This is a genomic window from Butyrivibrio sp. NC2002 (genome assembly GCF_000702265.1).
Taxonomy (GTDB): Bacteria; Bacillota; Clostridia; order Lachnospirales; family Lachnospiraceae; genus Butyrivibrio.
The window spans coordinates 272,443-294,456 of sequence record NZ_KL370881.1 but is presented as its reverse complement, the minus strand read 5'-3'; the positions used below and the strand labels follow the sequence as shown (position 1 = coordinate 294,456).

Sequence of the window (22,014 nt, the reverse complement as noted above, 5' to 3'; positions counted from 1 at the left end):
ATCATGATAACCTTGCTTCTGAAGCGAGGTTTTAGACTATGAAAGAACTAAATATTGCCGGACACAAGCTTAGCTACGGCAAAACAATAAAAGATCATATACATGTCGATGGAACTGAGATACACATTCCCCACATCATCATCTGCGGAGAAAAGCCCGGCAAAACCGTTCTTGTCACAGCGGGTATACACAATGCTGAATACGTGGGAATACAGGCTGCCATCGAACTTTCAGAGGAAATATCACCACGTGGTCTTTCAGGAAATGTCATCATTATTCCTCTTGCCAACAGATCCGGTTTTGAAAACAGAACTATGTCCCTTGTTTATGAGGATGGCAAGAATCTCAACCGTGTTTTTCCCGGGAATAAGGACGGTTCAACTGCTGACCGCCTGGCTAATATCCTGTTTGATGTTTTTATTAAAAACGTGGATGCTTACATCGACCTGCATAGCGGAGATGGATACGAGACTCTTATCCCTTACGCATACTACGTGGGGGCCTCTCCTGTCAGCGATATAGCAAAAAAAATGGTCGACTGTGTCAACGTCTCCTACTGCGTAAAAAGCACCTGTACCACAGAAGGAGCCTACAATACTGCCTCAATGGCCGGAATACCAAGTGTACTCATAGAGCGAGGTCAGCTTAGCCTTCTCCCAAGGGATGAGGTTCAGGCCGACAAAGATGATGTATTAAACATTTTGAAGTTCCTTGGTCTTATTGAAGGACAATTTAAGACCTATCCCAAAACTGAACTTAGGGAATTTAGTGACGATGCCCCTTTCACCGGTTGTTGGTACCCGGAGAAAAAAGTGGGAGACAAATTCACAAAGGGCGAAAAATTCGGTGAGATAAAAGACTACTTTGGAAGAACCTTGCATACTGCCATCGCAAGCACCGACGGAGTTCTGATCCATCAGTGTTCCTCACTTAATATAATAAAAGACGGTCCTATGGTGACCTATGGGATAATACAAAAACAGGATGCATGTTAAGCGCATCCTGTTTTTGTATATATACTGGATAAATTCAAATATACTTACGCAATTATTCCGCCAGTCATATTTTTCATCTCTTGACGTATGTAAATGTTGACGCAATTTCTTTGCTGTCATAGATCCCGGGAATCCCTTCTGCCAGGGGAGTCCTTGTAACAGCCATATACACTCCTTTTTTCTCCACTGAAAAGAATATCTTTCCGTCCTCATCAGTATTCAGGATTCTCTCAAAATACTCTTTTCCATCATAGAACACAACAACTACTGTGGATCCTTTAAGAGGAAACTTGTCATGGATAAGTTTTAAATGAAGAACATCACTGTCAGCTTCCCAGGATTCGGGGACAAAGCTCACTCTGGATTCATGTATAAATTCAGGAGTTAGCTTCTTTTCTCCAACACTTATGCAAGTCACATATATCTGTGGGTAGTTCTTTGCATCCAGAATATCAGGATATGTACGTCTGTCGCCCTCATAATACACATCTTTTTCATCTCTTACATAATTGTTGTCATAGATGCACATAAGGGTATAAACACCTTCAGAAGCAGGAGTAAATCTAAGCTCATAGTAGTCTCCCTGTTCATCGCCAGGGCCCTTTATAGGAGTTATTGCTATCCTGTTTCCTTTTTCGTCTGTGGCAAAGGCTCTTATCTCATCAAGCCTAAAGAATCCGTCCGGTCTCATATGGTGTCCCCATCTCATTATCCCGCAGACTTCTTCTCCCTTCTCATAGACGCTCTTGTCTGTGACTATCCAGGCTTCGTGTCCATATACCATCATATCTGTAGTATCAATTCCTCTTCTCATCTCAAACTCCATTTCTATTTATAGTAAATACTGTTTTTTATTGCGTTTCAGATTTCAGCTTTACTTGCCTTTACCAAAAACATCCTCTCAGGCATATAGAACTGATCTTTTTCTTTGTAAAGCCGGTCTCCGACTCCCAGATCAGTAATTACATTTTCATAACCTATTTTTTCAAGAGCAGCCTTATCCCACTCCGGTCTGTCCAAAGTGCTGATAGTCAACATGTGATAAATGTCGTGACATTCCTTTACCATGGAGTCTGATACTTTTTTATGGGCAAGGTTCTGCATCTGGTCATAGTGATGAAATCCCTTAGCATACTCTGCATCGTACACAAGCAGCATACCTCCGGGCTTAAGCACCCTGTGCCACTCCATATATGCTTCCACCGGATGCGGAAGTGTCCAGACCAGGTTTCTGCTTATCACCAGATCAAAAGAATTATCGGAAAAATCCAGCTTTTCCGCATCCATAACCTCCAGATGCGCATTTGATCCATTTTGTAAAAGAAGCTCATTCCCTTTTTCTATCATCTCAGGGGTAAGATCCACACCTGTAACATCAAAATCAAAATCCGACAACACCATCTCAAAAAAGCCGGCTCCGCAGCCAACATCCAGCACTGACAGCTTGTCATTTGCCGAAAAGTGCCTTAAAAACTCTGCCTGCCACAGTTTTTTCTTTATACTGTGGATTTCCTCGCGCTTGTGCTCTGTAAAGCTCTCAGCACGCTTAGACCAATAGGTCACTACTTTATCCTTTATATCTGCCGCTTCCTCTTCAAAAGGAATCTGCTTAAGTTTAGTCATATTACTACTAATTCCTCTATCTACTACATTTTCAACTCGATAAGATTATCAAGCAGTTCTCTCGTATACTCATGCTGCGGATTTCCCAGGACTTTGCCGGTCTGTCCCTCTTCCACGCACTCTCCGTTCTTCATGACCATTATCCTGTCGCACAACATGCTAACTAGCGCAATGTCATGGGAGACAAATATCATAGCCAGCCCTTCTTTTTCTCGTAGTTGTTGCAAAAGAGCTACTACCTGAGCCTGTGTCGTAACATCAAGTGCGCTTGTGATCTCATCGCACAAAAGAATTCTGGCATCCGAGCACAGTGCCCTTGCAATAGACATTCGCTGGCACTGTCCGCCGGACATATTGCCCGCCTTTTTCTCCAAAAGACTCTCATCAAGTCCAACCGCCTTAAGAATTCCTGACAACTTATCGTGGCTGCAGTTTTTTTGTGCCTCCACGACGGCTTTTTTCATCTTCATTCTAGGATCAAAAGACATCTGTGCATCCTGAAATATCATCTGCAAAAAAGCTCCGGCAAAAGATGCAGACTTCCCCGTATACTCAACTCCCTTATAGAAAAAAGTTCCGCCATCAGGCTTTTCGAGGCAACTGATATGGCGAAGGAGCGTACTCTTTCCGCTTCCGCTCTCTCCAACGATTCCAAGGATTTCTCCCTCTTTCAGGTAGAAACTCACATCCTTCAGAGCCTGCATTTTTTTGCCTTTATCGACATAATATTTATTTATATTTTTTCCTGTTAAAACTATATCTGAATCTGGCATATCAGTTCACCTTTAGCCTTGGCAGAGCCTTTAAGAGGTTCTTTGTGTACTCATTTTGCGGATTATCCAAAATCTCTTTTGCAGGGCCGTACTCAAGCATTTTTCCGCTTTTCATGATTCCAATGTAATCCGCCATTTTTGATGCAATTCCCAAATGGTGAGTTACCATCAAAATAGTTGTTTTTCTTAGTCTGTTGATTTCAAGAAGCTGCTCCACCACAATCCCTGCAGTCTTAACATCCAGGGCGCTTGTAACTTCATCGCATAATAAGATCCCCGGTTCCAAAAGCATAGTTGTGGCTATAGCCATACGCTGGTTCATACCTCCCGACAGTTCATAGGGCCTTGCTCTGAGCGCTCTTTTTGCATCGCTAAGTCCCAGAGTTTGCAGAGTTTTTTCCACTTCTTCTATTTTAAAATCGATATTATTACTTTTTAATGCTTCTCCTATCTGCGCCTTGTAAGTTCTTATAGGATTAAATGATCCACCGGGATTTTGAGGCACTATGCCAAGTAAAATGTTTCTTTCAATCTCTATGCTTCCGCCTGTTACCGACACTCCTGCGAAGCCGTGAATAGACTTAAGAAGTGTCGACTTACCGCTTCCGCTCTCTCCGACTATGCAGACTTTTTTACCTGCTTCCACTTCAAAAGAAATATCATTTAAAACACACTCTTTTCCGTAGCCGGCAAACAGATTGTTTATCCTGAGTATTGTATCCATATTTTAGTCCTCATCCCTGTATTCCATGACACAGTCTCCAAGATAGTTAAATACAATTATGGTGACAATGGTAGCAATTGCCGGATACATCACAGCCCAAGGTGCTATCTGTATATATGCCCTGGACTCATTGATCATTGATCCCCATTCAGCAGTAGGCGGCACAACTCCAAGCCCAAGAAAAGACAGGCCGGAAATGCCTATCATTGTTGTCCCTATCTGCGTAAGGGCGTTAGTGATAAGAGGTGCAATTATATTTGGAAGAATATGGGACATCATTATTGCAGGTCCACTTTTTCCTGCAAGTCTTGCTGCCTGCACATAGGGGCAGTTTTTTATTGCAAAAGTATGGCTTCTTGCAAGTCTGGCAAAACCGGTCCACATAGTTATCCCAAGCGCGATCATGGCACTTGAAAGTCCTCCTCCAAGAATACCCGCAACTGCAATGGCTACTACCATTTGTGGAAAAGCAAGCATAATATCGGCTATTCTCATAGTTATTTCATCGAGGACCCCTCCATAATAACCACTAAGGATTCCAACAAAACTTCCAAGAAGAAAAGAAACCGCTACCAATATGAATGTAGCCGCTATAGTTGTCCTTGCTCCATATAAAACCCTGGAAAACACACATCTTCCAAGGTTATCTGTTCCAAACAAAAATTCTGCCGAGGGAGCTGACCTTATGGCTGATGCATTTGTTACATAAGGATCATTTGGTGCAATAACACTTGCCATAAGAGCAATAAGCACCAAAAGAAGTGCAACTACGGCAGAAATTGTTACTTTTATTCTGTTTATCTTTTTCCGTTTATGGTTCATTTAAAAAGACCTCGGATCCAAAAATCTGTAGCTGATATCTACTATCAGATTTATAACTACATAGATTGTTCCCATAATGAGTACGAAGCCCATTATCACAGGGTAGTCTCTGGCTGTAATGGAATCCATCACAAGTTTGCCAATGCCCGGCCACCTGAATATGTTCTCGATAACAACGCTGCCTCCCATCAGTGTTCCGATCTGAAGGCCAATTATCGTAAGTATATGTCCAAGACTGTTTCTGAGAACATTGTTGATGAGAATATATCTACCCTTGACCTTTCTGGACTTCATTCCCATAACATACTCTTCCCCAAGCTGCTCTATAATTTCGCTCCTTATCTGTCTTGTAAACCTGCCCGCCATGGGTATTGCCAGTGAAAGTGCCGGGAGCATGAGTCCCTTGATGCTTCCGTCAGCAATTACCGGAAATATCTTGATCTGAATACAAAACAGATACATCAACAGTACTGATATCAGGAAATTCGGAAGAGAATTACCTATAAACGAAAAAAGCCTGACCACATGATCTACAGGTTGCCCCTTTTTGACCGCTGACAATATCCCCATAGGAAAAGAGATAAGAAGCGCCAAAAACAGGCTGCACAGAGCCAGCCCGCTTGTATTCTCAAGACCTTTTATCAGTTTTGGTCCTACAGGGAGATCGTCCTTAAAGGAAACACCAAAATCTCCTACAAGCACATTCTTTAGCCAGTCTGCATACCTAACGATAAAGGGGCGGAGGAGGCCAAGCCTCTCCCGCTCCGCTTGCAGTATTTCTTTTGTAACCACCACCCCTTGGGATGTGAGCCTTTTTTCTGCAGGATCACCGGGTGCCAGATACATTATGCCAAACACAAGAAAACTCAGCACAAAAAGTATCAATACAAGTCCCAGTATCCTTTTAATAATCTGTTTAGCCATTAATGTCTGTCTCTGCGTCTAATCCATAAAAATCGAAAGGAACATACTCAGCAAATCCGCTGACGCCTTTACGAAGAACTGTTGTGTTATTGAAAAGTCCAACATATCCAAAAGCATTATCATCTATAGCGATCTGAACGATCTTATTTGCAAGATCTGCTCTTTTTGCAGTATCTGTCTCTGTTCTTAATTCCTCGATCATGCTCTGGCACTCATCACTCTTAAATCCACCTACATTGTAGTAAGCTCCGTCTGCAAGAGTTGAATCAATGAAGTAAAGAGGATCACCTGACTTATCAGCTATCATGCAGTAAAGAGCCAGGTCAAAGTCAGCGTTGGCAATATAGGTAGCATCAGGATCTTCCTCAACTCTAAGTGTTGAATCAACACCAATAGCCTTAAGCTGTTCCTGGATCAGGATTGCAAGAGTATCAAGAGATCTGGCAGCATAATATGCAATGCTGATACTAAGCTTCTGGCCATCCTTTTCGTATATACCATCATCTCCAAGTGTGTAACCATCAGCCTCAAGAAGTTCTTTCGCTTTGTCTGTATCTACTGCGGGAACACTTACCTTGCCATAAGCAGCTGACGGTGAGAATGGTCCAACTGCTGCGGATACTGTACCTGAAAGATACTCTGCGATCTTATCTTTATCAACAGTGAGGTTGATCGCTTCTCTCACAGAATCATCAAGAGTATTCTCATTGAGAATGTAGTACTGGAGACGTGCACCGGGGATTGAAACTACATCGTACAGGTCAGGACTCTGATTGTAGACCTCAAGAGCTGCAGATGAAACACTGTTGTAGCAGTCAATCTCTCCGCTTTGCATAGCAAGGAGCTTAGGATCATCCTCCTGCATGTAGTAGAATACAGCGCCGTCAAGCTTGACATCACCGCCCCAGTAGTTTTCGTTCTTTGCAACTGTTACATCACCCTCAGGTATAAACTCTTTTACAACAAACGGGCCTGTGCATACAGGCGCATTGTCAAAATCTGTTGTTGAATCAAGATCTATCATTCCGCACTCAGGACTTGCAAGATCGTTCTTAAGAGTAGGATATACTTCCTTTGTATCGATAACGATTGTCTTGTCATCTGTAGCACTCATTTCAAAATCACCAAGATATGCAAATCTGCTGTTCTCGGTTGCAAGACGCTGAAGATTCCTGATTACCATATCAGCAGTCAGCGAATTTCCATTTGAGAACTGAACACCATCATTAAGAGTAATTGTCCATGTGCTGCCATCAGCAACTGCATCCTTAGCGAGGCAAGGAACTGCGCTCATATTTTCATCGAGCTTAAATAATGCCTCTGAAACACCATAAATTGATGTATACCATCCATAGTACTCTTTATGTACATCAAGGCTTGGATAAGCAAAAGATGCTGCAGTGTGAAGTATTTTTTCACCTGTAGTTACAGATTGATCTTCGTCACTTGTCTGATCATCAGATGTTGCAGTCTGTGTTTCGTCTGTTGTCTCTGTTTCTGTTGTCTCTGTTTCTGTTATCTCTGTTTCTGTTTCCTGAGTTTTTGCACCCGAACCACAAGCAACCATTGATAAAGTCATGGTTGCAGCAAGAAGTGCTGCTAAAAGTTTTTTCTTCATAATTTTTTCCCTCCATTGTGCTCATATTAACTCGCACAATGGAAAGAATATCATTGCAAAGATAGTCCCACAAGCCCCCTGGGGGGTTGTGGGAGGATGTTAAATTATTTTTTTATTTGACGATGTTTGTTTTTAATGCAAATGAGGAAAAGGTCCGCAAGAAATAATATGCTTTTTCATAGCTACATTTGAATGTAGACTTCATAGCCGCCTTCCTCTCTCGCTTTACTCCTTATTACAGATGCTTCATGCTCTAAGATTATAAGATTTAATTCATCAATAATTTTTATATGACTTCAAAAGACTCCTCTGCACTGCCAATTTCCTTGGCTGTGACCTTAATTGAGACTGTTCCCTTTTCATAGCCTGATCTGAGGATTGCCATAGCGCGGCCCTTAAAGCTAATAGTCTCACAATCCGTGTAATTGTCCTCTGTTATGGGATTAGCGGAGCCAAATCCCGCAAGCACTGCGCTACCCGTAACTTCAGCATTAAGCTCAATTTCTGCATCAGGGACTACGTTTCCATCCTTATCTGTGATCTTAATTCCAACATATATAAGGTCGTGACCGGAAGATGCCATCTCTTTCTTTTCAGGAACAAGTCTTATATTTGCCGGCTCTCCTGTTGTAAGAAGGACTGCCCTGCTTATCTCTTTTCCCTCGCTATAGCTAACAGCTTCTACTTTTCCGGACTTATAAACTGTATCGAAAAATACAGAGTTCGGCATAGGGCGCTCTTTAGAAACAGGTTTTCTTCCTGCTGATTCACCATTTACAAATAGCTCCACCTCCTCTGCATTAGAGAAAACAACAAGTCTAATATTTTTATCTTCCCATCCTGAGTAGTTCCAGCTTTCAAAAAGTGCAGGGAATCCCCACATTGTCATAACTTCTGTCTTACCAAAGGTTTCCGGATGCATTGAGAAAATATGTGTCTTTTTGCTTCCCCATACCACACTTCTGTATGCACCCTGAGGCATCATATTTCCTGTAATGTCAAAGTCAGCATCATTAGCGCATCTCCAAGGGTACGGGGATCCGGAAGGTGGCATAAGTGCCCAGCCGTTTGTTTTTACGACATCGTCGTCCGCATCCACGTAAACTGCTTTTCCGATACCGGCTTCGCCTAGATAATCCCATGCAGTCCATGTAAAATCTCCTATGACATAGGGAAGTCTTTCCACCATTGGCCATCTGAAACCTATCTCCTTGGGAAAATTCTCAGAGCCAAGGATAACTCTTTCAGGGAACATCTCATGGTCTCTCTCATATATTTCTTCCATATAGTTGTAGCCGACTACATCAAGACCGTTTGTAAAAGGTTCTGTTGCCTTTTCCCAGGTTGTATCGATAAGACCCTCGGATGTATTCTGATTCTGACTGTGATTCTTCATAAGATCATCATCAAGCCCGGCCCAAAGAGAGCAGATACCGTTACTTACAGGTCTTGTTCCGTCAAGCTCCCTGATCTTTTCCGCAAGCTGTGTTGCGAGGCGATAGCCGTTATCAAGGCCTCCCCTTTCCGGAATTTCATTTCCTGTAGACCAGATAACTACGCAGGGGTGATTTCTGTCTCTTTTGATGAATGAAGTAAGATCCTTCTCCCAGTCACTTTCAAAAAACTGACTGTAATCTCCTGAGCGCTTTGCAATTCCCCATGCATCAAAAGCTTCATCAAAAACATACATTCCAAGTCTGTCACAAGCTTCTATTAAAGCTGATGACGGCGGATTATGAGCTGTTCTTATAGCATTAAAGCCTTCTTCTTTAAGCTTTCTTACTTTCCTTTTCTCTGCTTCATAGAGAGAAACAGCGCCCAAAAGTCCGTTATCGTGGTGCAGGCAGCCTCCCTTTAACTTCACTGTTTTTGTATTTATCCTTAGACCGCGTACAACATCTGCTGTAATTGTTCTTATTCCAAATAAAGTCTCTGCCTCATCTATATCTGCATTTTCTTCTGCAATAAAATGTGTGCGATAAACTCCAAGATTTTTCACAGTAGCCTTAACCTTGTAAAGATTAGGATTCTCTGCGTCCCACAAAAGAGGCTCTTTCACATTCATTGCAATCCTTGCAACTTCTGATTTGCCAGAGCCAATATATATTTTCTTCTTTGTAACACTATCCGGCTTTTCTTCTCCGTCTTTGAAAATAGCAAGCTCTATTTCAGCAAGCCTGTTCTCAAGAGTGCTGTTTTCTACTTCCACTTCGGTCTCTAGAAATGCATATCCGCCGGCCACTTCCTTAGTGCGCACAAAAATGCCGTCATTTACAACATGCACTTTTGGACCATGACAGAGCATTGCTCCTCTGTATAAGCCGCTGCCTGTATACCAGCGTGAATTCACATGCATACTGGTATTGCAGTTTATTGTAATTCTGTTTTCTACTCCAAAGGTAACATAGTTTGTGAGGTCAACATAAAAAGGCGCATAGCCATAGTGCTGGCTTCCTACCTTGCAACCATTAACGTCTATAGTAGCATTCATCATGATGCCATCGAATTTAAGGCCAACGCACTCTTTTTCCCATTCCTTGGGAATCATTACATATTTAGTGTAATTTGTAAGACCTCCGACAAAATATCCGCTGTCAGATTTTGCCGGTGCATCAGGTTTCACCTGTGTTCCGATCATTCCGTCATGAGGAAGATTTACTTCTGTTCCGGGATCTTCTTCCAAAGCCCCAAGCGAATCTACAAAACCATTCCTGAATGTCCATTTCTCATCAATACTTATGTTTTTCATTTTTTCACCCCAACTTTTATTTGATCAAATAACCATCGATCTTTTATCAAACATGTATAATTCTAGCTCCAAACGGGAATAAAGAAAGCCTGGCAATCTTAAAGAACTGTTTGCCAAAAGGAACTCCAATGATAGTAATACAAAATGTTTTGGCACGTTTTATTATCTAAAAGTGCCCTCTTGGTCGTAACCATTTTTCTAAAAAATTATATCATAACAAAGAGTCGCGAGCGTTTTTATTGAATAGGAATTTCGGAGAAATTTCCTCTCCAATAAAAAAGGGCAGTAAAAATCGAATATTTCAGACTTTTACCGCCCTATGTATCTGACAAATAAACTCTCTTAAAAGTGGTCCACAAACCCCGTCCCCCAGGTTCCCCCCAGGGTCATTCAATTACATACGTAGCAATATAATCCACCTGATTGGGAGCTGCTATAGCAGGTGCATCTGTAAACAATTCAAGATTCTTACCTTCTGAATTCATCTGAGCTTCAAAGTGGAACATGGCAATTCCGATATCTATTTTTTGAAGGTCATAATCAGGTGTCAGAAATCCTTTGTCGTGCTTTTCATAAAAATGCACCTTATTGCCATCTATAACTATTCTCCAGGGCTGCTTGTTAACTGCTGATGGTGCAAGTCGTACAGCTTCAAGTGCATTGTACAGATCTTTGTCTTTTGCGCTTTGTTCATCTAAGGAATTATCAAAATCGCCAACAAAAAACAGATCCTCAAACTTCATTCTAGTATCTGCCTTTACGCCCTTTCGCATAAGTGACTCCTTGACGGACATTTTCTTAGCGGAAACTCCCAAAGGACTTACACAGGGCATAAACTCACCTTCTGTAAGATTTGAAGCGCTCTCAAACTTTTCTCTGGGCATTGTACCACCGATTATTACAGTGCCAAGGCCAAGTTCATGTGCCTTCATCAGTAATTTTTCAAAGCTGTATCCATATGCCTCATCTACGCGATCCTGCTTTTTTGTTACAGCACTCACATAGCATTTTTCGCCTGAAAGCACCGGGCTTGAAAGCTTGTTTTCATCTGCATCAAGGAACACAAACCTGATCTTTGCCCCGAATGGGTTACCTGCATTTTCCGCATATTCCTTAAGTTCATCAAGTATCTGCTTATCCGGCATATTTCCGTCAAATGTTCTTACACTTCTTCTGGTCTTTGCTAAATCTAAAAAATTGCTCATTTCTCATTACCTCGCATTTCCAATTTAGTGTATTATACATTTTATACAATGGAATTGCAAGCAACTTCTATCAATCAGGCACGGTGTTTTGTTTTCAAAAAAGTGGTCCACAAACCCCGTCCCCCAGGTTCAGTGAAGCTCCAATAAACTCTCTAAAAATGGGATGCGGTCTGTTAGGTCTTGATTTAAATTCAGGATGGTACTGAACACCGATGTAAAAAGGATGATCTTTTACTTCGACTGTTTCAACAAGTCTCTCATCGGGAGACATACCTGAAATAACAAGACCGGCATCAGTAAGTGTCTGCCTGTACTCATTGTTGAACTCATATCTGTGGCGGTGTCTTTCGCTGATATCACTTTCCTTGTAGCATTTTTCCATAAGTGTTCCCGGTACGATGTGGCAGGGATATGCTCCAAGACGAAGCGTGCCTCCCTTATCAACATCCTCTGACTGTCCCGGCATAAAATCTATTACCTTGTGATCTGATGCATCATGGAACTCTCCTGAGCATGCATCTGTGATTCCGGCGACATTCCTTGCAAACTCGATAACAGCAATCTGCATTCCAAGGCATATTCCAAAATACGGGATCTTTTCTTGCCTTGCATATCTGGCCGCAAGGATCATTCCTTCAATGCCTCTGTCTCCAAATCCTCCGGGAACGATTATTCCGTCCAGTCCGTTAAGCTTTTCCTTATAATTACTTTCTACCAGATCCTCAGAATCGATCCACTTGATATCGACATGAGCATTGTGATAAAAGCCTGCGTGTGCAAGAGCTTCTGCAACAGACAAATATGCATCATGAAGCTTTACATATTTTCCTACAAGTCCTATTGTTACATTCTTTTCGCGGTGCTTGATACTTTCTACAAGCTTTGTCCACTCGGCAAGGTCAGGTTCTCCTGCCTCAAGTCCCAGCTCTCTGCATACAACTCCGGAAAGACCGCCTTCTTCAAGCATAAGCGGTGCTTCATAGAGGCTCTCCAAATTTCTGTTTTCAACAACGCAGTCTTCCTTAACATTGCAGAACATTGATATTTTCTTAAAGATATCTCCATCAAGGTGTTCATTACATCTAAGAACGATGATATCTGGCTTAATTCCCATTCCCTGAAGCTCTTTGACGGAATGCTGTGTGGGCTTTGACTTATATTCTCCGCTTCCGTGAAGATACGGAACAAGTGTCACATGGATAAAGAGGCTGTTTTCCTTTCCGACTTCAAGTGATACCTGTCTTACTGCCTCAAGGAAGGGCTGTGATTCGATGTCACCGATTGTTCCGCCGATTTCGGTTATTACGATATCTGCATCAGTCTCTTTTCCTGCCCTGTAGATAAATCCCTTTATCTCATTGGTGATGTGAGGGATAACCTGAACTGTTGATCCAAGGTATTCTCCTCTTCTCTCCTTATTAAGGACATTCCAGTACACTTTTCCGGATGTAAGATTCGAGAACTTTGTAAGATTTTCATCGATAAATCTCTCGTAATGACCAAGGTCAAGGTCAGTCTCAGCTCCATCCTCAGTGACATATACTTCTCCGTGCTGATAGGGACTCATGGTTCCGGGATCAACATTTATATAAGGATCAAGCTTTTGCGCAGCCACCTTATATCCTCTTGCCTTAAGCAGTCTTCCAAGCGAAGCCGCTGTTATTCCCTTTCCAAGACCTGATACAACTCCCCCGGTTACAAAAATATACTTTGCCATCTTCTTCTCCATATTTTTATAATTTCTTGATTCTCTCTATTGCTTCAATTGTGTTCTCTCTGTTTCCAAATGCAGTCAGTCTGAAATAATGCTCTCCGCTTGGGCCAAAGCCTGATCCCGGTGTGCCGACTACATTAGCCTTTTCAAGCAGGTGATCAAAAAACTCCCAGCTTGTAAGATTATAAGGTGCTTTAAGCCAGATATAAGGCGCATTTACACCGCCGAACACATCATAGCCTGCTGCTTTTAAGCCATCCAGAATAATACGCGCATTGCCCATGTAGTAAGCAATCTGCTCTTCAACCTGTTTTCTTCCCTCATCAGTGTAAACAGCAGCACCCGCCCTCTGAACGATGTACGGAGCTCCGTTATATTTTGTTCCGTGACGTCTTGCCCACAAAGGCCAAAGCTTTTCACCGCCAGCTTCAAGGTCTTTTGGAATAACCGTGTATCCAAGTCTTACACCGGTAAATCCCGCTGTCTTTGAAAAAGACCTCATCTCGATTGCACAGTCCTTTGCTCCTTCGCACTCATAGATGCTGTGCGGAACGTCATCCTCAGAAATATAAGATTCATAAGCTGCATCATAGAGTATTATGCTGTCATGCTTATTTGCATAGTCTACCCACTTCTGCAGCTCATCCTTTTTCATGACCGCTCCTGTTGGATTATTCGGAAAACACAGGTAGATAAGATCAGGTACCTCTGCGGGAAGCTCAGGTAAAAAGTTATTCTCAGCCGTACATGGCATATAGATAACACCCTTAAATCTCTCGGTTTTTGGATCATACTCTCCGGTTCTTCCTGCCATTACATTTGAATCAACATACACAGGGTAAACCGGGTCACAGACTGCTATCGTATTATCAAGTCCGAATATTTCCTGAATGTTACTGCAATCGCCCTTTGCTCCGTCAGATACAAATATCTCATCAGCAGATATATCGCAGCCTCTCTTTTTGAAATCTCTCTCAGCGATCGCGGATCTTAAAAACTCATATCCAAGGTCAGGTGCATATCCCTTGAATGTTTCCTCTCTTCCCATCTCATCAACCGCACCATGAAGAGCTTCAATAACGCAAGGAGCAAGTGGAAGTGTAACATCGCCAATGCCAAGGCGGATTATCTTTGCATCAGGGTGACCCTCGCTATACTCTTTTACCTTTTTTCCAATGGTTGAAAAAAGATAGCTTCCGGGAAGTTTCAAATAATTTTTGTTTATTGTCGCCATTTACCGTACCTCTTTCTATTTACTTGACCGGGTAATTGTTATCAAAACATGCTGAGCACACAGGAAGGTTCCCAACCATTGTTTTAAAATCTTCAATCTTTAGATATATAAGTGAATCAGCTCCGATATTCCTGCAGATTTCATCGCTGGAATGCTCAGATGCGATCAGCTGCTTACTGCTTGGCACATCGGTTCCGTAAAAGCAGGGATACAAAAACGGCGGTGAGCTTATTCTTACATGAACCTCTTTAGCTCCTGCTTTTCTGAGCATCTCTATGATCTTGCGCATAGTGGTTCCCCGCACGATCGAGTCGTCAATAAGGATTATTCTCTTTCCTTTTACCACGCTCTTTAAGATGCTAAGCTTCATATTGACCGCATTTTTTCTTTCCTCATCCGTAGGCTTGATGAAGCTTCTTCCGATATAACTGTTTTTATGAAAAGCAAGGGCAAAGGGAATCCCTGACTGTGCAGCATAGCCTTCCGCAGCAACAAGCCCCGAATCCGGAACGCCAACTACTATATCTGCATCCGTTTTGGATTGTCTTGCAAGAGCTTCTCCTGCCTTGAATCTCGCTTCATGAACCTCTATCCCATCTATCACAGAGTCATTTCTTGCAAAATAGATATACTCAAAAATGCAGTGCGCATGGGCTTTTCCGCAAAGTGACTCATCACTTATAATTCCGTCTCCTGTTATTGTTATTATTTCTCCGGGCTTAATGTCCCTTATGAGTTCACCTCCAACTGCCAGGATTGCAGAGCTTTCAGATGCAAGGATATAAGCATCATCTCTTTTTCCCAAAACTAGCGGTTTTATTCCAAAAGGATCCCTTATTCCTACAAGTTTTCTGGGACTCATTATTATGCATGCATATCCGCCCTTAAGTTTTGATGCAGCATTTTTTACAGCCTCTTCTATTGATGAAGACTTCACTCTCTCACTTACAATCTCATAGGCAAGCACTTCTGAGTCAGAAGTTGTGTAGTGAGCCTGTCCTCTATACATCTGCTGTGTCTTTAATTCATCTGCATTTACTATGTTGCCGTTGTGGACAAGTGCAAGACTTCCCTTGATATAATTCATTGCTATCGGCTGGGCATTTACAGCAGTGCTTCCGCCTGTTGTGGAATAACGCACATGTCCTACACCGATATTGCCGGTTATATGTGAGAGCTCATCACCGGAAAAAACTTCATTCACAAGTCCCATTCCCTTATGAGTGCAGATATTTCCCATCTCTCCTTCTGTATCTGAAACCGACATTCCGGCCGATTCCTGACCTCTGTGCTGAAGTGCTGTCAGTCCAAAGTAAATATCCCTTGCAACCTGTTTGCCGGCTCTTTCATAAATACCAAAAACTCCACATTCTTCATGGAGTTTGTCTGATTCATACATATACATTTTCCCTTTCGCCCAGATGGATATCCCAAAAATAATCAGTATGTTTTGCGGAGAATTATTTTTTGATTAATCGAAAAAAGGCGTCTCGGAGACCGTATCTCCAAGACGCCTTTGTCTTTTACATGGATAGAGTCTACCGCTATATCCCTTTCCTTGTCAAGACAATATTTTTATTTTCACTTACCCAAATTGCTATACCCCATCATATACTCGTCAACTTCTCTTGCACAGGCGCGGCCTTCTGCTATTGCCCATACAACAAGTGACTGTCCGCGGTGCATATCACCGGCACTGAATATTTTGGTGCCCTTAATGTTATAGCCATCATCAGCTGTTACAACAGTTCCCCTTTCGCTCCTCTTAACAAGAAATGCATCTGCGGTATATTCTTCGCATCCTACAAATCCCGCTGCGATAAGGAGCATATCGCATTTTATCGTCTTTTCTGAGCCAGGTACGTTTACAAGCTTTCCGTCCTTAAAAGTAACCTTTACGGTTTCTATCTGCTTAATATTTCCCTTTTTATCCGTCGTAACACTTTTAACTGTAGTCTCAAATATCCTCGGGTCTTCGCCATAAACATAGATTGCTTCTTCATGGCCGTAATCTGTCTTTAGGACCTTGGGCCACTCAGGCCACGGGTTATTTGCTGCTCTCTCTACCGGAGGCTTTGGCATCATCTCAAGAGCTGTGACAGATTTTGCTCCATGTCTTATCACAGTTCCGATGCAGTCATTACCTGTATCTCCGCCGCCTACTATAACTACATTTTTTCCTTTGGCATCGATATATCCGCCCTGCTTTACAAGGTCTGCGGCATCTCTGCCATCTGCTTTCATGAGGGCTTTTGTAGTGCTCTTTAAAAAGTCAACCGCGTTATACACACCCTTTATTTTTCCGGGATCTGCAACAGGAAGAGGTCTTTCTTTTTTTGCTCCGCAGCATAATACCACAGCATCGAATCTGCCAAGAAGTTCTGCTGCCTCCTTGTCTTTTCCAACATCTACGCCTGTGTGAAATATAACACCCTCATCCTCCATGAGCCTTCTTCTTCGTTTTATAACCTTTTTATCAAGCTTCATATTGGGGATTCCATACATCAAAAGGCCGCCTATTTCATCCTCTCTCTCATATACTTCAACCAGGTGTCCTCTGTGATTTAGCTCATCCGCAACTGCAAGTCCGGAAGGTCCGCTTCCTACTACAGCCACTCTTTTGCCGCTTCTTATAGCCGGAATATTTGGTTTTATATATCCGTTCGCAAAAGCCGTTTCGATAAGGTAGAGCTCATTGTCATGAACAGTAACGGCATCGCCGTTTTGTCCGCACATACATGCTTTTTCGCACAGAGCAGGACAAACTCTCCCGGTAAATTCAGGAAAATTACTGGTCTTATATAGTCTTGAAAAAGCGTGTCTGTCATGCCCTTTGTATATTTCATCATTCCACTCCGGGATGAGATTGTGAAGTGGACATCCCGTAACCATACCGCTTAATTTCATAGCAGACTGGCAAAACGGAACTCCACAGTTCATGCATCTTGCTGCCTGCTGTTTTCTGGTTCCTGCATCAAGCATTTTATGGAATTCATCGAAGTTTTTAATTCTATCCTTTGGAAGAACATCTATATTATTTTTCCTGCCATACTCAAGAAAACCTGTTTCTTTTCCCATTCTAAAAATCTCCTCTGCTATTACTTAAGTCAGTTCCTTAAATGCTTCCAGAACGGCATGATCGTGATCTATACCCTGCTCCTCGTATTTCCCGATCGCAGTGAGCATCTTCTGATAATCATTAGGCACTATCTTCTTAAAATGAGGAATATACATAGGGAAATTATCCAGTATCTCCCCGGCAAATTCTGAACCGGTCTCTTTAAAGTAATCCTCAAGAATAAACTTAAGCTCAGCTATATCATATTTCTCTGTCAGCTCGTAAAGTGAAGCCATGTCCTTATTCATCCTAAGGTACAAGGTATGCTCTTTATCCAGTACGTATGCTATTCCGCCGCTCATGCCTGCTGCAAAGTTTTTGCCGGTCATGCCAAGTATGACTGCTCTTCCGCCTGTCATATATTCAAGCCCGTGGTCTCCGCATCCTTCAGCAACTGCAACTGCTCCGGAATTTCTAACGCAGAATCTCTCACCTGCTATTCCGCATACATAAGCTTTACCTGCAGTAGCGCCGTAGAGAGCAACGTTACCGATTATAATATTATCGTGAGCCTTGTAGGTAGCTTCCTTAGAAGGACGAACTATTACTTTTCCTCCGGATAATCCCTTTCCAAAACCATCGTTTGCATCGCCATAGAGCTTAAGTGTAATTCCTTTGGGAAGGAATGCTCCAAATGACTGTCCGCCGCCTCCATAGGTATTTACTACAATAGAATCATCAGAGAGCTTATTTCCAAAATCTTCTGTGATCCTGCTTCCAAGGAGTGTTCCAAAGCTTCTGTCTGTACTTGATATATCAGCCCTTATCTCAATACTCTGCCCCTTCTTAAGCTCTTCTTTATGCTTTTCATAAGCAGGTATCAGCTTCTTGTGATCAAGAGTTTTTTCAAGTCCAAAATCAAAGACATCTTTTGGATCAAAATGATTTTTCTTTTCCCTGATATATCCCTTGTCCAGAATTCTTCTAAGGTCTGCACAATTCCTTCTCATAGTCATTACATTTGCACTGCCGTCATAGCTTCTCATCTTTAGGCAGTCGCATCTTCCAACCATCTCTTCTACAGTCCTGAATCCCAGACTGCTCATGATCTCACGAAGCTGTCTTGCTATAAAGATCATGAAGTTCATAACATGCTCAGGTTTTCCTGCAAATCTTTTTCTTAGTTCCTCGTTCTGAGTTGCTATTCCCACAGGGCATGTATCTTTTGAGCAGACTCTCATCATCATGCATCCCATACAAACAAGGGGCGCTGTGGCAAATCCGAACTCTTCTGCACCAAGAAGTGCTGCGATCGCAACATCTCTTCCTGTCATCAGTTTTCCGTCTGTTTCAAGAACCACCCTGCTTCTTAACCCATTATCGATAAGAGACTGATGTGCTTCGCTTACGCCCAGCTCCCACGGAAGTCCGGCGTGATGAACAGATGATGATGGTGCAGCTCCTGTTCCTCCGTCGTAGCCTGATACCAGGATCACCTGTGCTCCTGCTTTTGCAACACCTGATGCTATCGTTCCAACACCTGCTTCTGATACGAGTTTTACTGATATTCTTGCCTTATCATTAGCATTTTTCAGATCATAAATAAGCTGAGCCAGGTCCTCAATTGAATATATATCGTGGTGCGGAGGCGGGGATATAAGTGCAACTCCGGGTGTGGAAAATCTGGTTTTGGCAACCCACGGGTATACCTTTTTCCCGGGAAGATGTCCGCCCTCACCGGGCTTTGCTCCCTGCGCCATCTTTATCTGTATTTCTTTTGCACTCTTTAAATAGCTCGAGCTGACCCCGAATCTTCCGGAGGCTACCTGCTTTACCGCACTGTTTTTTTCAGTTCCGAATCTTCTCTCGTCCTCACCGCCTTCACCGGTATTGGATTTTCCGCCGAGTCTGTTCATGGCAATTGCAAGTGTCTCATGAGCTTCTTTTGATAATGAGCCATAAGACATCGCGCCTGTCTGGAAACGTTTTACGATCTCCTCTTCACTCTCTACTTCCTCAAGCGGAACCGGATCCTGAACTTTTTCAAATGATAAAAGTCCTCTTAATGTGTGCGGTTTATCCTCCGCATCAACCATATCCGTGTACTCTTTAAATCTGTTGTAGTCGCCTTCTCTTACGGCTCTCTGAAGAGTAACTATTGTCTTTGGACTGTACATGTGGCTTTCTTTGTCTTCGCCGCTTCTAAGGCTGTGGAAGCCAATAGAATCAAGAGTTGAGTCTGTTGGAAGTCCAAGGGGATCAAAGGCTCTGTTATGGCGGATCTCAACATCTTCCCCGATCTCGCTAATTCCGATCCCTCCTACTCTGCTGATTGTTCCTGTAAAGTATTTGTCTACGAGTTCCCTGGATAATCCTATAGCCTCAAAAATTCTGGCTGACTGATATGACTGCAAGGTAGAGATACCCATTTTTGCAGCAATCTTAACTACGCCCGAAAGTAGTGCTTTATTATAATCCGCAATCGCGGTGTGATAGTCTTTATCAAGAATTCCTATATCTATAAGTTCTGCTATACATTCATGTGCAAGATAGGGATGGATCGCTCTTGCTCCAAATCCCAGAAGTGTTGCTATCTGATGTACGTCCCTTGGCTCACCACTCTCTAATATAAGAGATACTGCTGTGCGCTTCTTTGTTCTTACAAGATGCTGCTCAACAGAAGACACCGCAAGAAGAGAAGGTATCGGCATGTGATTTTCATCCACTCCTCTGTCGGATAAAATGATGATATTTACTCCATCTGCTACAGCTCTGTCAACAGCTACGTCCAGCTGTTCCATCGCTCTTTCTACAGGTGTATTCTTGTAGTACAAAAGAGATATTTTTCTGACCTTAAAGCCCGGTTCATCAAGCGCTGCTATCTTCATCAGATCAACGCCTGTAAGAATCGGGTTATTTACTTCCAGCACTCTGCAGTTATCGCTTTTTTCCATAAGGAGGTTGCCGTCGGATCCGATGTAAACGGTGGTATCTGTTACAACCTTCTCTCTTAGCGAATCAATAGGCGGATTGGTTACCTGTGCAAAAAGCTGCTTAAAGTAGCAAAAAAGTGGCTGGTGATTTTCAGAGAGCATAGCAAGCGGAATATCCGTTCCCATTGAAACTGTGGGTTCTATCCCGTTTGTCGCCATAGGCATTATCTGATCCTTTACGTCCTCATAGGAGTATCCAAACACCTTGTATAGCTTATCCCTCATCGCTTGAGTATGCGTCGGGATCTTTTTATTTGGAATATTTAAATTCTCAAGATGAAGAAGATACCTGTCTATCCACTCTCCGTAAGGCTTTGATCCTGAATATTTTTCCTTGCACTCTTTATCGGAAATGATCCGTCCCTGAACTGTATCAACGAGCAGCATATGTCCGGGTGACAGCCTTGACTTCTTAAGGATATTCTCCTCCGGAATATCAAGGACGCCTACCTCTGATGACAGAATAAGCCTTCCGTCCTTGGTTACATAGTATCTGGAAGGACGCAGTCCGTTTCTGTCAAGCGTAGCCCCAAACAGCTCACCATCTGTAAAAAGAACTGCTGCCGGTCCGTCCCAGGGTTCCATCATGGTTGCATAGTAGTGATAGAAATCTTTTCTCTCCTTATCCATGAAATCATTATGTTTCCACGGCTCAGGAATAGTCAGCATCATAGCAAGAGGCAGATCCATTCCGTTCATATACAAAAATTCAAGGGTATTATCCAGCATTGCTGAGTCTGAGCCGGATGAAGCTATCACAGGATATACTTTGCCAAGGTCATCTCCGAAAACGTCAGAGGACATGGTCTCTTCTCTAGCCAGCATTCTGTCGCTGTTACCCCTTATGGTATTGATCTCACCGTTGTGAGCTATCATCCTGTAAGGATGTGCTCTCTGCCAGGAAGGTGTTGTATTGGTTGAAAATCTGCTGTGGACGAGAGCTATCGCACTTTTATATTCAGTAGACAGAAGGTCCTCATAAAAATTGCGCAGCTGGCCCACCAGAAACATTCCTTTATAGACGATGGTTCTGGATGAAAAAGAGCAGATATAAGTATCTTCAGAAGACTTTTCGTACTCGCGTCTTAAGCAGTAGAGTTTTCTGTCAAACTCTATTCCCTTCTTTACGCTTTCAGGTCTTTCTATGAAGCACTGACTGATATGCGGCATGCATTTTACAGCAACTTCTCCAAGTATCTCAGGATGAGTTTCCACATCTCTCCATCCAAGGACCTTTAAGTTTTCCTTCTCGGCGATCACTTCAAGCATTCGCATTGCAAACATGCGCTTCATGGAATCCTGTGGTAAAAAGAACATACCTATTCCGTAGTCGCCTTCTTTTCCGAGGGATATTCCAATCTTCTTTGCCTGCTTCTTAAAAAAGTCATGTGATATCTGAACAAGGATTCCAACGCCGTCTCCAACCTTGCCGGTAGCATCTTTTCCTGCTCTGTGCTCGAGTTTTTCTACAATTGAGAGAGCATCATCAAGTACTTTGTTGTCTCTTTTTCCATCAATGTTGATAACAGCGCCTATTCCGCATGCATCTCTTTCGTTCATCCATGTTTCCATCGTCGTCCTA

15 protein-coding genes and 1 pseudogene are annotated in these 22,014 nt (G+C 42.6%); 1 reads left to right on the top strand and 15 read right to left on the bottom strand.

Translation table 11 applies throughout. The features are described from left to right. Positions 1-38: 38 nt before the first annotated feature. Positions 39-995 carry a succinylglutamate desuccinylase/aspartoacylase family protein gene (locus T543_RS12225; RefSeq protein ID WP_035768895.1) on the top strand — a complete coding sequence of 319 codons (957 nt, stop codon included), beginning with the start codon at positions 39-41 and terminating at the stop codon, positions 993-995. 73 nt (positions 996-1,068) lie between these two features. On the opposite strand, the gene T543_RS12220 is transcribed toward T543_RS12225, so the two are convergent. The 15 genes and pseudogenes from T543_RS12220 to gltB all read right to left on the bottom strand — a co-directional run bounded on the left by T543_RS12220 (position 1,069) and on the right by gltB (position 21,992). Then, complete coding sequence (locus T543_RS12220) at positions 1,069-1,809, bottom strand: DUF4198 domain-containing protein (protein ID WP_035768893.1); 741 nt, start codon at positions 1,807-1,809, stop codon at positions 1,069-1,071. A 47-nt stretch (positions 1,810-1,856) separates the two neighbouring features. Further along, on the bottom strand, positions 1,857-2,618 hold the full coding sequence (locus T543_RS12215; protein ID WP_035768891.1) for a class I SAM-dependent methyltransferase: 762 nt from the start codon (positions 2,616-2,618) through the stop codon (positions 1,857-1,859). 23 nt (positions 2,619-2,641) lie between these two features. Then, the gene (locus tag T543_RS12210; RefSeq protein ID WP_035768889.1) at positions 2,642-3,391 is read right to left on the bottom strand and encodes an ABC transporter ATP-binding protein; all 750 of its coding nucleotides are present in this window, start codon (positions 3,389-3,391) and stop codon (positions 2,642-2,644) included. Position 3,392: 1 nt separating this feature from the next. After that, positions 3,393-4,115 (bottom strand): ATP-binding cassette domain-containing protein, encoded by a 723-nt coding sequence (locus T543_RS12205; RefSeq protein WP_051638761.1) that lies wholly within the window; start codon positions 4,113-4,115, stop codon positions 3,393-3,395. A gap of 3 nt (positions 4,116-4,118) precedes the next feature. Beyond that, on the bottom strand, positions 4,119-4,937 hold the full coding sequence (locus T543_RS12200) for an ABC transporter permease (protein ID WP_035768886.1): 819 nt from the start codon (positions 4,935-4,937) through the stop codon (positions 4,119-4,121). Further along, complete coding sequence (locus T543_RS12195) at positions 4,938-5,861, bottom strand: ABC transporter permease (protein WP_035768884.1); 924 nt, start codon at positions 5,859-5,861, stop codon at positions 4,938-4,940. After that, the gene (locus T543_RS12190; protein WP_035768882.1) at positions 5,854-7,479 is read right to left on the bottom strand and encodes an ABC transporter substrate-binding protein; all 1,626 of its coding nucleotides are present in this window, start codon (positions 7,477-7,479) and stop codon (positions 5,854-5,856) included. Before T543_RS12190 ends, T543_RS12195 begins: the two co-directional genes overlap by 8 nt. A gap of 286 nt (positions 7,480-7,765) precedes the next feature. Continuing rightward, a complete protein-coding gene (locus tag T543_RS12185; protein ID WP_035768880.1) occupies positions 7,766-10,228 on the bottom strand; it encodes a glycoside hydrolase family 2 TIM barrel-domain containing protein in 2,463 nt (820 codons plus the stop codon). Between the two features lie 46 nt (positions 10,229-10,274). After that, positions 10,275-10,370, bottom strand: a pseudogene (locus T543_RS16590) (YccF domain-containing protein); the annotation flags it as partial. 244 nt (positions 10,371-10,614) lie between these two features. Continuing rightward, complete coding sequence (locus T543_RS12180; protein WP_035768878.1) at positions 10,615-11,433, bottom strand: nitroreductase family protein; 819 nt, start codon at positions 11,431-11,433, stop codon at positions 10,615-10,617. Positions 11,434-11,527: 94 nt separating this feature from the next. Continuing rightward, entirely contained in the window at positions 11,528-13,150 is a 1,623-nt protein-coding gene (locus T543_RS12175) for a CTP synthase (RefSeq protein WP_035768877.1), read from the bottom strand. Positions 13,151-13,166: 16 nt separating this feature from the next. Further along, the gene (locus tag T543_RS12170; RefSeq protein ID WP_035768876.1) at positions 13,167-14,381 is read right to left on the bottom strand and encodes an LL-diaminopimelate aminotransferase; all 1,215 of its coding nucleotides are present in this window, start codon (positions 14,379-14,381) and stop codon (positions 13,167-13,169) included. 19 nt (positions 14,382-14,400) lie between these two features. After that, positions 14,401-15,780 (bottom strand): amidophosphoribosyltransferase, encoded by a 1,380-nt coding sequence (gene purF, locus T543_RS12165; protein ID WP_330369997.1) that lies wholly within the window; start codon positions 15,778-15,780, stop codon positions 14,401-14,403. A 182-nt stretch (positions 15,781-15,962) separates the two neighbouring features. After that, positions 15,963-17,459, bottom strand: coding sequence for a glutamate synthase subunit beta (locus T543_RS12160; RefSeq protein WP_035768872.1), 1,497 nt, complete (start codon positions 17,457-17,459; stop codon positions 15,963-15,965). Positions 17,460-17,483: 24 nt separating this feature from the next. Then, positions 17,484-21,992: a glutamate synthase large subunit gene (gltB, locus tag T543_RS12155; RefSeq protein ID WP_242839513.1), complete on the bottom strand. Its 4,509-nt coding sequence runs from the start codon at positions 21,990-21,992 to the stop codon at positions 17,484-17,486. Positions 21,993-22,014: the final 22 nt, after the last annotated feature.

Excerpts from the sequence above, each read along its gene's own strand:
- T543_RS12225 (WP_035768895.1), top strand. The coding sequence starts at position 39 with ATGAAAGAACTAAATATTGCCGGACACAAGCTTAGCTACGGCAAAACA.
- T543_RS12220 (WP_035768893.1), bottom strand. The coding sequence starts at position 1,809 with ATGAGAAGAGGAATTGATACTACAGATATGATGGTATATGGACACGAA.
- T543_RS12215 (WP_035768891.1), bottom strand. The coding sequence starts at position 2,618 with ATGACTAAACTTAAGCAGATTCCTTTTGAAGAGGAAGCGGCAGATATA.
- T543_RS12210 (WP_035768889.1), bottom strand. The coding sequence starts at position 3,391 with ATGCCAGATTCAGATATAGTTTTAACAGGAAAAAATATAAATAAATAT.
- T543_RS12205 (WP_051638761.1), bottom strand. The coding sequence starts at position 4,115 with ATGGATACAATACTCAGGATAAACAATCTGTTTGCCGGCTACGGAAAA.
- T543_RS12200 (WP_035768886.1), bottom strand. The coding sequence starts at position 4,937 with ATGAACCATAAACGGAAAAAGATAAACAGAATAAAAGTAACAATTTCT.
- T543_RS12195 (WP_035768884.1), bottom strand. The coding sequence starts at position 5,861 with ATGGCTAAACAGATTATTAAAAGGATACTGGGACTTGTATTGATACTT.
- T543_RS12190 (WP_035768882.1), bottom strand. The coding sequence starts at position 7,479 with ATGAAGAAAAAACTTTTAGCAGCACTTCTTGCTGCAACCATGACTTTA.
- T543_RS12185 (WP_035768880.1), bottom strand. The coding sequence starts at position 10,228 with ATGAAAAACATAAGTATTGATGAGAAATGGACATTCAGGAATGGTTTT.
- T543_RS12180 (WP_035768878.1), bottom strand. The coding sequence starts at position 11,433 with ATGAGCAATTTTTTAGATTTAGCAAAGACCAGAAGAAGTGTAAGAACA.
- T543_RS12175 (WP_035768877.1), bottom strand. The coding sequence starts at position 13,150 with ATGGCAAAGTATATTTTTGTAACCGGGGGAGTTGTATCAGGTCTTGGA.
- T543_RS12170 (WP_035768876.1), bottom strand. The coding sequence starts at position 14,381 with ATGGCGACAATAAACAAAAATTATTTGAAACTTCCCGGAAGCTATCTT.
- purF (WP_330369997.1), bottom strand. The coding sequence starts at position 15,780 with ATGTATGAATCAGACAAACTCCATGAAGAATGTGGAGTTTTTGGTATT.
- T543_RS12160 (WP_035768872.1), bottom strand. The coding sequence starts at position 17,459 with ATGGGAAAAGAAACAGGTTTTCTTGAGTATGGCAGGAAAAATAATATA.
- gltB (WP_242839513.1), bottom strand. The coding sequence starts at position 21,992 with ATGAACGAAAGAGATGCATGCGGAATAGGCGCTGTTATCAACATTGAT.